We start from the raw sequence: 12,132 nt of genomic DNA, 5'->3' as shown, positions 1-12,132 counted from the left end.
AGATGCTGTTAATGCTTGAGCTTGAACGTCCCGATTCGCTTGTGCAGCGTGTGGTCAGCGCACTTCGCGCAGAAATCGATGCGGGTCATTTTCCTGCCGAGTCGCGCCTGCCAACCGAGCAGCAGCTATCGGAACGGCTCAACGTGAGCCGCTCAGTCGTACGCGAGGCAATTGCGCAGTTGAAGTCGGACGGCGTACTGGTTGCGCGGCGCGGCGCCGGGTCGTTTATTTCGCAGACGCCATCGGGTACGGTTTTCCGGTTGCCGAGCGGCGGCAGCCAGAAGCTGGATCTCGCGCAACTGTTCGAAATGCGTTTGTGGATCGAAACCCAGGCGGCGATGACCGCGGCGCGTCGGCGTACGCCGGAAGATCTTAAGCGTATGAGCGATGCGATTCGCGAAATGGAGAAGAAACGCCTTGATTTCGACGCGGCTTCCGCGGCCGACGTTGCGTTTCACCGGGCCATTGCGGCAGCCACCAAGAACGAGTATTTCGTCGCGTTCCATGATTTCCTGCGCGGCCAACTGGTGGCGGTACGTCGCGCGCAGTGGGCCAATACGGCGAGCCATGCGGGCGATTACGCGCGCCAGGAGCATGGCGAGCTGTACGACGCTATCGAGCGCGGCGACCATCGGGGCGCCGCCAGATCGGCTGAGCGGCATCTGCGCGCCGCAGCCAAACGCCAGAAAATCGAGCTACCCCCAAGCGATTGACGATAGCGGTTTGAGCGTGGACCTGCGCGGCTCTGCGTTCAAACCCCTGATGCGATCTCTTTTTTTGACAAGTTAGTCTGACAACCTGATAAGCGGACAAAAGCACGCCGAGAGGCTGGGTCCGCAAAGTAGAAGCGAAGAAGAAAAACATGATTTATGACTTTTGCATCATCGGTGGCGGCATCGTCGGTCTCGCGACGGCGATGGAGTTGCTGCAGCGGGAGCCGACGGCTTCGCTGCTGCTGCTCGAAAAGGAGACCACGCTCGCGAAGCATCAGACCGGGCACAACAGCGGTGTGATTCACGCGGGCATCTACTACCAGCCGGGCAGTCTGAAGGCCGAGTTGTGCAAGCGCGGCGCCGAGGCAACCAAACAGTTTTGCCGGGAGCATGCCATTCCGTTCGACGTGTGCGGCAAGCTGCTGGTCGCGTCGAATCCGCTGGAGTTGTCGCGCATGGAAGCGCTGTACGCGCGCTCGCAGCAGAACGGTTTGCGCGTCGAGCGGCTCGACGCCGCCGAATTGCAGCGCCGTGAGCCGAATATCGTCGGTATGGGCGGTCTGTTCGTCGATGCGACCGGGATTGTGGATTACCGTCAGGTATGCGAAGCGATGTCGCGCGTCATCAAGAAAGCAGGCGGCGAAATTCGTCTCGGTACACAGGTCACGTCGATTGCCGAGTTGGGCAACTACGTCAGCGTCGGCGCCTCGGAGGAACAGCAATGGCAGGCGAAGAAACTGGTGGTCTGCGGCGGCCTGCAATCGGACCGGCTAGCCAGGCTCGCGGGCGTGAAAATCGATCATCAGATCGTGCCGTTTCGGGGCGAGTACTACCGCTTGCCGGCCTCGAAGAACGACGTGGTGCGTCACTTGATCTACCCGATTCCCGATCCGGACCTGCCGTTTCTCGGCGTGCATCTGACGCGGATGATCGACGGCAGCGTGACAGTCGGACCGAATGCGGTGCTCGGGTTCGGCCGCGAAAGCTATCCGAAGCTTTCCGTGAATCTGCGCGACGTCGCCGAATACGCCGCTTTCCCGGGCTTCTGGAAAACCATCTGGCGCAACCTGGGCTCCGGCATGGGCGAGATGAAGAACTCGCTGTTCAAGCGCGGTTATCTCGAGCAATGCCGCAAATACTGCCCGTCGCTGACGGTCGACGATTTGCTGCCCTATGAAGCCGGCATTCGCGCACAAGCCGTGATGCGCGACGGCACGCTGGTGCACGACTTCCTGTTCGCCGACACGCCGCGCATGGTGCACGTGTGCAACGCGCCGTCGCCGGCCGCGACCTCCGCGATGCCGATCGGCTCGATGATCGCCGACCGCATTCTGAAGGCCGCGTAACGGACTGGCGCACCCATCGGCACGCTCATCGAACAACATCGTTTCCGCCGACGAGGCCGGTCATCGCCTCGTTGGATTTTCCTGTTGCGTCCGCCGTGTATCGGCAAAGCGCAACTCCTCTCTGCATTGAAAAAAAGTGACTGGAGACCTCGCAGTGCATAAGTCCCTCGCAACCTCATCAAAACCTCTCGCCGCACATGTGGCATTCGCCTTCGCCGCGCTTGCTGCCGCGGGAGCGCCGGCAGCGGTTCACGCGCAAAGCAGCGTGACGCTATACGGCATCATTGACGAGGGCGTCAACTACACGAGCAACGTACAAACGAGCCCGGGCCAGGGCCACAGCCAGTACAGCCTGTCGAGCGGCATTCTGAGCGGCAGCCGTTGGGGTCTGCGCGGGAATGAAGATCTGGGCGGCGGCATGAAGGCGATCTTCGTGCTTGAAAGCGGTTTCGACGTGAACAACGGCAAGATGGGCCAAGGTTCGCTGCTGTTCGGACGCCAGGCGTATGTGGGGGTTTCGAGCCCGTACGGCACGGTCACGCTCGGCCGTCAGTACGACCCGGTGGTCGACTACATCCATCCGCTGATGCCGAGCGCGATGTTCTCGGGCAGCATCGGCGCGCATCCGGGCGACCTCGACAACCTCAACAACACCAATCGCGTGAACAACGCGGTCAAGTACCGCACGGCCAGCTATGGCGGCTTGACTGCGGAAGGCATGTATAGCTTCGGCGGCGTGCCGGGCAGCATGGCCGGCAATCAGATCTACTCGCTCGGCGCCGGTTACGCCCGCGGGCCGCTCACGGTCGGCGTCGGCTACCTGAATGCGCGCAATCCGAATGCTTCGTTCTTCGGCACGGCGGTCGGCGCGACGGCGGCCACCAACAATTTCGGCAGCTCGCCGGTGATCAACGGCTATGCGTCGGCGCAAAGCGAAGAGATCATCAGCGCCGGCGCGACCTACGTGATCGGCGCGGCGACCCTCGGCGGGATTTACTCGAACACGAAATTCAAGCATCTGAGCGGCGCGGTGTCGGCGCTCAATCCGGCCGGCGTGGGCGGCACTGCGAGCTTCAACAGTGCGGAAATCAACTTCCAGTACCAACTGACGCCGGCGCTCTCGTTCGGCGCGGCCTACAACTACACCGACGGCGGCGGCGCGAATCACGCAAAGTACCAACAGGGCGCGCTGAGTGCCGACTACGTCGTCTCCAAACGCACGGATTTCTATCTGATCGGCGTTTTGCAGCACGCGTCGGGCACCGACTCGACCGGGCATGCAGCGCGCGCGTCGCTCAACGGCCTGACGCCCGCGTCGGGTAACCAGCAGGCGACGGTGCGTTTCGCGATCCGCCACAAGTTCTGACGCTTGGCCGGCCACCACTTCACCGAAACCAGGAGCAAATCTGTGACCTCAGCGACCGCAGCGACTATCCCGAGCCCGCTCACTGACGAGAACCGCATCCGCTTGCGCAACGTCAGCACGGCGACCCTCACCACTGCGCTGTTCAAGCGCGGCTTTCACAACGTTTGCGTGCAAGGCGTGCTGCCGGTCAACCCGGCGGCCGCGCGTATGGTTGGCGAAGCGTATACCCTGCGCTACATTCCGGCCCGCGAGGACCTCGATCACATCGGCGTGTTCTCGGACCGTAGCCATCCGCAACGGCGCGGCGTCGAGGAGATTCCGCCTGGTCACGTGATGGTGGTCGATTCGCGCAAGGATGCGCGCGCGGCGTCGGCAGGCGGCATTCTGATCACGCGGATGATGATGCGCGGCGTGGCCGGCGTGGTCACCGACGGCGGCTTTCGCGATACGCCGGATTTGCAGAGGCTCGACTTTCCGTGCTATCAGGCACGGCCGTCGGCGCCGACCAACCTCATTCATCACCACGCGGTCGATCTGAACGTACCGATCGCATGTGGCGACGTGGCGGTGTATCCGGGCGACATCATCGTCGGCGATGCGGAAGCCGTGGTGGTGATTCCGGCGCATCTGGCCAACGAGATTGCTGAAGAAGCTGCCGCGATGACGGTGTTCGAAGACTGGGTCGACGCACAGGTGCGCGCCGGCCGCTCGACCTTCGGACTTTACCCGCCGGATGAAGCGACGCGTGCCGACTTCGAAGCATGGAAAAGGAGCCCGTCGGCAAACGGGGCTGGACTATAAGCAGGGAAACGGCTATCTGTGCCGCGCAGTGATGCAATCGCGCGAGCGCAGGTGGCCGCTCTGACAAACGATTGCGTGCGGCGAGGCCGTACGAAACCACCGCATCAGCATTTACGACGGACCGCGCAAAAAGCGGTCCGGCATGGAGACGACAGTGACCGATCGAAGCAGCGAAGACCAACTTTTTGCGCGCATAGCGTGGCGGCTCGTGCCGCTGCTGATTGCGATTTTCCTGGTCGCGTATATCGACCGCGCCAATATCGGCTTCGCCAAGCTGCAGATGCTAAGCAGCCTGAAGATGAGCGAGGCGTCGTACGGCTTTGCATCGTCGCTGTTCTTCATCGGCTATCTGGTGTGCGAGGTGCCGAGCAATCTGCTGATGCATCGCTTTGGCGCGCGCCGCTGGATCTCGCGGATCATGTTCACGTGGGGCGTCGCGACGCTGCTGCTCGCATGGACGCCTTCAGCATTGGCCTTCCAGATCCTGCGCTTCCTGCTCGGCGCTGCGGAAGCCGGCCTTTATCCCGGGATCATTCTCTATCTCGGCATGTGGTTTCCTGAACGGCAGCGCACCGGCATCATCGGCTTGCTGACGCTCGGCAGCAGCATGGGCAACATGCTCGGCTCGCTGATCGGCGGCTTCTCGCTGGAACTGCATGGCGTAGCCGGCCTCGCCGGCTGGCAGTGGGTGTTCCTGACCACCGGCGCGCCCGCCGTGCTGCTGACCTTCGTCACGCTGTGCTGCCTGCCGGATGGCCCGCAGTCTGCCGGGTTTCTGACGGCCCGCGAGAAAGATGTCGTCGAGACCCGGCTGCGCGCGGATCCACCCGCGGCGCGCCTGGCCGGCGGCGACGGCTGGTCATTGGCCGCGCTCGTTACGGTGGCGCTCTTTAGCGTCGGGTACGGAACCATCTCCATCGCGATCTACGGCATCGCCTACTGGCTGCCGACCCTGGTTAAAGGCTTCGGCGTGACGAGCGGTGTCAACGGCATGCTCAACATGATTCCGTGGTTCATCACATCGCTGATGCTGCTGTGGTTGCCGCGCCGCCTGAAAACGCCGCGCCGAGTGCTGATCGCAGCGTTCTGCGCGGCGTTGCTCGGCATTCTGTGCTTCGTCGCCAGCGTCGGGCCGTTCAGCAATGCGGTGCGTTTCGCGGCGCTCTCGCTCGGCGCACCGTGTCTGTATCTGATGATCCCGTGCTTCTGGGCATTGCCGCCACGTTTGCTGCCGGCCTCGTTCATGAAGGGCGCGGGCGGTGCTGCGGCGCTCGCGGTGATCGCGGCAGGTTCGAGCGTCGGTGGTTTCCTTGCGCAAAACATCATGCCGTGGGTCGGCAAGGTGACGGGCAGTACGTCCGCGCCGATGCTCGTGCCCGCCGTCAGCTTGCTGTTGCTCGGCACTGGCGCGGCGGTGGTCTGGCTGCGGCTCGGTCTCGCCGGCCGCGGCGGCCCGGAGGCCGTCTCCACCGTGCAATAGCGTTTCACGCTTCACTCAACGCAACACGCCGGTTTTTTTATTTCGATTCAATTCTTTCGTTTAGCAGGTCAGTCATGGCAGACACTATGCCCCGCGTCGGGGCCGCAATTGCACGGCAGCAAATCGAGGTCATTCTTGAAGCATGGGGCATGCCGCCCGGGCAGGTCGCCGCGTCGGCCGACATCCTGATCGACTCCGATCTGAAGGGCATCGACTCGCACGGCATCTCGATGCTGATGTTCTACGACCAGTTGTATCGTGCCGGTCAGATCGACATGAAAGCGAGCCCGCGTATCGTGCGCGAAACGGCGACCACCGCGCTGATCGACGGCAATGCGGCGATGGGGCATCCAACGTCGCGCATGGCCATGGAGCTGGCTATCGAAAAAGCACTGGCATGCGATATCGGTGCGGTCTCCGTGTTCAACTCGCAGCATTTCGGCGCGGCGGGCTACTACGCGGAGATGGCGGCCGAACGCGGACTGATTGCGATGGTGTCGTGCTCGACCCGGCTTGCAACAGTGGTGCCGACTTTCGGCGCCGAGCCGATGCTCGGCACCAATCCGTTCGCGTTTGCGACGCCGGCAGGCCGGCACCCGCCTGTGATTCTCGACATGTCGACCAGCGTCGTCGCGTCGAACAAGGTCAAGGTGTACGCGTTGCAGGGCAAGCCGTTGCCGCCGGGCTGGGCGCTCGACGCGAACGGCAACCCGCTGACCGATTCGGCCGAAGCCTACCGGCTGCTGTTCGAGCGCCTCGGTGGCGGCCTCGCGCCGTTAGGAGGCGACGGCAAGACACTCGGCGGTCACAAGGGCTACGGCCTCGGCTTGTTCGCGCAGATTCTCGGCAGCACGCTGGGTGGCGGTTCGTTCTCGCCCGTGCGTAACCGCACGCAAAGGAGCGATGAGCCGGACAACATCGGCCATTTCTTCCTTGCGATGAATCCGGCGGCGTTCCGTCCTATCGAGGAATATCACGCTGATCTCGACGCGGTTATCACCGCGCTGCGCGAAAGCCAGCCCGCCGACCCGTCTCAGCCAGTCTTGATCCCTGGGGATCCTGAGCGTCTCACGCGCGTTGCGCGCAGCGTGGATGGCATTCCGATGCCCGATTCGTTGCGCGAGAAGATCCGCGACGTCGCCAGAGCCGCGGGTGCGCCTTTCCTGCTGACTGTCTGAGTTCGAGGCCGAGGCGCAGGGAGCGCCTCGCGATCCCGGACTATTGCAGCGCTCGCAGCGAAGGTCTGCGAGTGCTGTTCACCACGCCAACTACAACGAGCACAGAACCAAGTGACAGCAACCATTCTCGGGCATAACTACATCGGCGGCCGGCGCAGCGCGCGTGGCGATATCTCGCTGCACAGCGTCTCGGCATCGACCCGCGAAACTTATCCGGTGGCTTTTTCGCAGGCAACTGACGCTGAGATCGACGCAGCCGTGGAGGCCGCGGCTGCGGCGTTTCCGCGCTATCGGGCGCTGCCCTCGAACGTTCGCGCGGATTTTCTCGAGGCAATTGCAGCGGAGATCGATGCGCTCGGTGACGACTTCATCGCCGATGTGATGCGCGAAACCGCGTTGCCGAAAGCTCGGCTCGTCGGCGAACGGGCGCGCACCAGCAACCAGATGCGACTCTTCGCGAAGGTTTTGCGGCGGGGTGATTTCTACGGTGCGCGCATTGATCAGGCCTTGCCTGAGCGGCAACCATTGTCGCGTCCGGATCTGCGGCAATACCGGATCGGCGTCGGCCCGGTCGCGGTGTTCGGCGCGAGCAATTTTCCGTTGGCGTTCTCCGTCGCCGGCGGCGATACGGCTTCCGCCCTGGCGGCCGGCTGCCCGGTCGTGGTCAAGGCGCACTCGGGTCATCTGGTGACGTCGGAGCGCATGGCGGATGCAATCGAGCGTGCGGTGCAACGCGTCGGCATGCCCGCAGGCACCTTCAACATGATCTACGGCGAGCGCGTTGGCGCGCGCCTCGTGCAGGCGCCTGGCATTCAGGCGGTTGGTTTCACCGGTTCATTGAGCGGCGGCCGGGCGCTTTGCGATCTCGCGGCTGCGCGTGAACAACCGATTCCGGTGTTCGCGGAAATGTCGAGCGTGAATCCGGTGTTTGTGCTGGAGGGCGCCTTGCAGGAGCGCGGTGCGGCGCTTGCCAATGAACTCGCGGCCTCGGTCGCGACGGGTTGCGGCCAGCTGTGCACAAGCCCCGGCCTCGTGCTCGGCGTGCGGTCGCCGCGCTTCGGCGCATTCATCGATAGCCTCGGCAGGGCGATGGAGCGGCAGGCGCCGCAGACCATGCTGAACCCGGGCATCTTCGCCAACTTCCGCGCAGGTCTCGAACGCGTGTCGAAACACGCAGGCATCGCGTTGCATGCAGGCGCGCAAGGTGAAACTGAGCAAGCCGCCGCACAGCTGTTCGTCGCCGACGCCGCGTTGCTGTTCGATCCGAGCCGGCCGCTCGAAGAAGAAATCTTCGGACCGGCTACGATCGTGGTCGAACTCGACAGCGCGGACCACCTGCTGCGTTTCGCGTCGGCGATGCGCGGCCAGTTGACGGCCACGCTGCTCGCGTCGCACGGCGATCTGCGGTCGCACCGCAAGCTGATCGAACGGCTCGAGGAAAAAGCCGGCCGTCTGCTGGTGAACGGCTATCCGACCGGCGTCGAAGTGTCGGACGCGATTGTCCACGGTGGCCCGTGGCCCGCGACCTCGGATGCGCGCGGCACCTCGGTCGGCACGCTCGCGATCGACCGTTTCCTGCGGCCAGTGTGCTACCAGAACTATCCGGACGAACTGCTGCCCGACGCGCTGAAAAATTCCAACCCGCTCAATCTGATGCGGCTCGTCGATGGAGAGATGACGCGGCGTCCTCTCGATTGCGCGCCCACTCGCTAAGGACGTTCGCGTGATGTCAAAACTTTCGATACGCGCGCGCCTCGGCGCCGCGATACTTTTCCTGTGCGTGCTGCTGACGGTGATCGGCGCGCTCGGCGTGACAGGTATGGCGCGCAGCAACGACGCCAACCGCGAGACCTACACGAACCGGCTCGCCAGCACACGGCTGATCGGCGACGCGGAGCTCGCGATCAGCCGCGAGCGCACGACCGTCGACCGGATCGCTTTCGATCCGGCAGCCCCGACGGTCGAGAAAGACATCGCGACTTACCGCATGCTCAAAGGGCAGGGGATGGATGCGTGGACGAAGTATCTGGCCTTGCCTGCCACAGCGGATGAAAATCGTCTTGCCGCCGCGGTCAGTGCGAAGCGTGGCGAGGTGCAAAACCAACTGGATGCTTTTGCGGATTCGGTCAAGGGCATGGACGATGCGGCAGTCAAGGTCGCGTTGAAGAAAATCGCGCTCGCGAATACCGACTATGTCACGGTGAGCGCGGATCTCAAGCAGTTTCAACGCGATCAGGCAAAGGCGCAGTACGATGACTCGGAGGCGAGTTTTGAGCGCTTTCGTGCAATAACTATCGCCTCTGTCGTATTTGGGCTGCTCGCCGGCGTCTTCACCTTCATGTCATTGCGCCGCGCGATCGGCCTTCCGCTCAGCGAGGCGCTGGGACACTTCAACCGGATCGCGAGGGGCGACCTGTCGCAGCGGATCGAAGCGCGCTCGCACGATGAAATGGGCCTGCTGCTGCACGGTCTTTCGCAAATGCGCGACGGCCTCGTAAGCACCGTCACAACAGTGCGTCACGCAAGCGATGCCATCGCCACGGCGGCCCAACAGATCGCCTCAGGCAATCTCCATCTGTCCGCACGGACGGAGCAGCAGGCTGCGTCGTTACAGGAAACCGCCGCCAGCATGGAAGAGCTGACCGGCACGGTAAGGCATAACGCCGAGAATGCACGCCAGGCGCAAACTCTCGCTGCCAATGCGGCCAACGTGGCCGACCACGGCAACGCCGTGGTCGGCGACATGGTGACGACGATGAAAGAAATCGATCAGAGCTCGGGCCGTATCGGCGACATCATTGCGATTATCGATGCCATCGCGTTTCAGACCAATATTCTGGCGCTCAATGCAGCGGTCGAAGCTGCGCGCGCCGGAGAACAGGGACGCGGCTTCGCGGTGGTGGCGGCCGAAGTACGCATGCTGGCGCAGCGCTCGTCGGCTGCCGCGAAGGAGATCAAGGAACTGATCGAGACGTCGAGCGGAAAAGTGCAGGCGGGCGGCACGCTGGTCACCGAGGCAGGCGGCCGCATGCAGGCGATCCTCACCGGCGTGCGCCGCGTGGCGGACATTATGGACGAGATATCGGCCGCTTCGGCGGAGCAAAGCACGGGTATCGAGCAGGTCGCCCGCGCCGTCGCGGAAATGGATTCGGTTACGCAGAACAACGCCGCGTTGGTTGAAGAAGCCGCAGCAGCGGCCCAGTCGCTCGAGGAACAGGCGCGAATGTTGAAGGAGACGGTGGCGGTGTTCAGGATTTAGGCCCAGCCTGGAGTCACTTTGGCTCCATTCCACCACGCAGCATGAATTCCGCAAATGCGTCCGGGTCAAGCGGGCGGCTGACCAGATAACCCTGAATGGCATCGCAGCCGGCGTCCTTCAGTTCTTCGGCCTGGCTTGGGCACTCGACGCCTTCCGCGACAGTCTTCATGCCGAGCGAACGGGCGAGACCGACAATGCCTCGGATAACCGCCGGCGCCTTCTCGCAGTCGACCAGTGCCCGCACAAACGACTTATCGATTTTCAGTGCGTCGATGGGCAGTCGGACAAGATAGCTGAGGCTGGAGTAGCCAGAGCCGAAGTCGTCCAGCGACGTGAATATGCCGGCTTGCTTCAGCGCGGCAAGAACGGAGGTTGCCTGTTCGATATCGCTCACCAGAGAGTCCTCCGTCACCTCGATATCGAGCGTTGCGGGAGACACGTCGTGTGCCCGCGCGATGCGGAGAATCGTGTCTGCAAGTCCCGCCCCGAGGAGCTGCCGGGCCGACAGATTGAGACTGATGCGAGGGACGAATACCCCCGATCGCCGCCATGTCCGGATATGCCGACAAACCGCATTGAGCAGCCATTCGACAAGCACGGCTTCATAGGGAGAATCGAGCAGCACATCCAGGAATGCGTGCGGTGTCAGCAAGCCTCGTTCGGGATGGCGCCAGCGAAGAAGCGCCTCGGCCCCGATTGGGGAACCGTCCGCGAGTGCCACCTGAGGCTGGAAATGGAGCTCGAACTGGTTCGCCGCAAACGCCTCACGAAGCTCCATGCGTAACGCAAGGCGGTCACGCATGCCCCGGTCGAGGGCTCCATCGTACAGGCGCACCTGAAACCGGCCGGATGACTTCGCCGCGTACATGGCCGTGTCGGCGTGGCTCAGCAATGCCTCGGCTGAGTCCGGTGTTGCTCCCGGCAGCGCGATGCCGATGCTAGCCGACAGGGAGATGGATCTTCCGCACGCTTCGAACGGGATTGCGAGATCGCTGAGCACCGCGTGGGCGAACGCTTCAGCGGCGCTTGCGGTCGTGTCGCGTAACAAAAGAACAAACTCGTCGCCTCCGACGCGCGCAGCAAAGAAATCAGGTTTAAGAATTGCGAGTAGCCGTTTCGCGATGCCGCGCAGCAGCTCATCGCCCACAGCATGGCCGAACGCGTCGTTGACTTCCTTGAAATGGTCCAGGTCAATAAATAGGACTGCCAGCGAGGCACGACGCGCAGTGCCGGATGAAGCAGCTGCAGCGACCGCCTGCGATAGCGCTTCCATGCACTTGCGCCGATTGGCCAAACCAGTCAGATAGTCGTGACTCGCTTCAAATTCCAGTTGCGACGCGTGCTTGCGTTCGCGCGTGACATCGCGAAAGAGCACCGTAATGCCATCGTCGTGAGCAAATGAACGGGCCTCAAACCAAGTATCGAGCGGGGCGTAATAGTCGGTGTGCCGGGCGGGGAGTCCAGTAGCCGCCGTTTGCTGATAGATGCGATAGTAGCCGGAGTCGACCAGGTCCGGGTAACACTGCCATATGTCGCGTCCGAGCAGGTCTTCCCGCTTCTGCTGCAGGTATCGTTCGGCTGTATGGTTAAGGTAGGTGAAGCGCCACGATCTGTCTATCGACATGAAACCGTCGCTCAGGCTGTCAAGCATGTCACCGAGATGAGCCGGTGCAGGTTGTCGGGTGGCGGCTTCTTTCGGGCGCGGGGCGCGAGAGTCGGTCTGTCGTTCCATTTTGAGCTGTCTTTTCGCGTCGGACCCTTAGGTACCGCTTGTGCGCGAACCGTGGATTCACCGCATTCTAACCGCCTTTGGCACCGATTCGAACGTCAGGACGCTCGCGCTCCGCTGCGTTTGATTGGGGGATGCAGCGCCTGACGCGAGCCGGTCATCCGCCGCGCATCGCGCCTTCACTCAATCGGGCGACTGGATGGGAACGGCTTCTGTCCGGCCCGGTAAGTCCGCGAACTTCGGCATCCTGCGGCCTGCAC

General features: G+C 63.1%; 9 protein-coding genes. 8 read left to right on the top strand and 1 reads right to left on the bottom strand.

Translation table 11 applies throughout. The annotated features are described in order from the left end of the window. Positions 1-11 precede the first annotated feature (11 nt). The 8 genes from AC57B6_RS17280 to AC57B6_RS17245 all read left to right on the top strand — a co-directional run bounded on the left by AC57B6_RS17280 (position 12) and on the right by AC57B6_RS17245 (position 10,143). Entirely contained in the window at positions 12-713 is a 702-nt protein-coding gene (locus tag AC57B6_RS17280) for a FadR/GntR family transcriptional regulator (protein ID WP_030102982.1), read from the top strand. Between the two features lie 149 nt (positions 714-862). Next, on the top strand, positions 863-2,059 hold the full coding sequence (gene lhgO, locus AC57B6_RS17275; protein ID WP_496421779.1) for an L-2-hydroxyglutarate oxidase: 1,197 nt from the start codon (positions 863-865) through the stop codon (positions 2,057-2,059). A 154-nt stretch (positions 2,060-2,213) separates the two neighbouring features. Next, entirely contained in the window at positions 2,214-3,425 is a 1,212-nt protein-coding gene (locus AC57B6_RS17270; protein ID WP_096335785.1) for a porin, read from the top strand. A gap of 42 nt (positions 3,426-3,467) precedes the next feature. Next, complete coding sequence (locus AC57B6_RS17265) at positions 3,468-4,226, top strand: ribonuclease activity regulator RraA (protein ID WP_030102984.1); 759 nt, start codon at positions 3,468-3,470, stop codon at positions 4,224-4,226. 142 nt (positions 4,227-4,368) lie between these two features. After that, positions 4,369-5,706, top strand: a complete 1,338-nt coding sequence (locus AC57B6_RS17260; RefSeq protein WP_028199339.1) for an MFS transporter — start codon at positions 4,369-4,371, stop codon at positions 5,704-5,706. Between the two features lie 74 nt (positions 5,707-5,780). Beyond that, positions 5,781-6,884, top strand: a complete 1,104-nt coding sequence (locus tag AC57B6_RS17255; protein WP_106351831.1) for an Ldh family oxidoreductase — start codon at positions 5,781-5,783, stop codon at positions 6,882-6,884. A gap of 111 nt (positions 6,885-6,995) precedes the next feature. Continuing rightward, positions 6,996-8,597 (top strand): aldehyde dehydrogenase (NADP(+)), encoded by a 1,602-nt coding sequence (locus AC57B6_RS17250; RefSeq protein WP_178369594.1) that lies wholly within the window; start codon positions 6,996-6,998, stop codon positions 8,595-8,597. 13 nt (positions 8,598-8,610) lie between these two features. Further along, the gene (locus AC57B6_RS17245) at positions 8,611-10,143 is read left to right on the top strand and encodes a methyl-accepting chemotaxis protein (protein WP_028199336.1); all 1,533 of its coding nucleotides are present in this window, start codon (positions 8,611-8,613) and stop codon (positions 10,141-10,143) included. A 13-nt stretch (positions 10,144-10,156) separates the two neighbouring features. Here AC57B6_RS17245 and AC57B6_RS17240 read toward each other — a convergent pair whose 3' ends face one another. Further along, positions 10,157-11,875: a putative bifunctional diguanylate cyclase/phosphodiesterase gene (locus AC57B6_RS17240; protein WP_235429628.1), complete on the bottom strand. Its 1,719-nt coding sequence runs from the start codon at positions 11,873-11,875 to the stop codon at positions 10,157-10,159. Positions 11,876-12,132: the final 257 nt, after the last annotated feature.

The organism is Paraburkholderia sp. BGA-UO-ETr-F12 (assembly GCF_059567945.1).
This window is presented reverse-complemented; position numbering and strand designations above follow the sequence as displayed.

Bases quoted from the DNA above. Each gene is read 5' to 3' on its own strand.
- AC57B6_RS17280 (WP_030102982.1), top strand. From the start codon at position 12: ATGCTTGAGCTTGAACGTCCCGATTCGCTTGTGCAGCGTGTGGTCAGC.
- lhgO (WP_496421779.1), top strand. From the start codon at position 863: ATGATTTATGACTTTTGCATCATCGGTGGCGGCATCGTCGGTCTCGCG.
- AC57B6_RS17260 (WP_028199339.1), top strand. From the start codon at position 4,369: ATGGAGACGACAGTGACCGATCGAAGCAGCGAAGACCAACTTTTTGCG.
- AC57B6_RS17255 (WP_106351831.1), top strand. From the start codon at position 5,781: ATGGCAGACACTATGCCCCGCGTCGGGGCCGCAATTGCACGGCAGCAA.
- AC57B6_RS17245 (WP_028199336.1), top strand. From the start codon at position 8,611: ATGTCAAAACTTTCGATACGCGCGCGCCTCGGCGCCGCGATACTTTTC.
- AC57B6_RS17240 (WP_235429628.1), bottom strand. From the start codon at position 11,875: ATGGAACGACAGACCGACTCTCGCGCCCCGCGCCCGAAAGAAGCCGCC.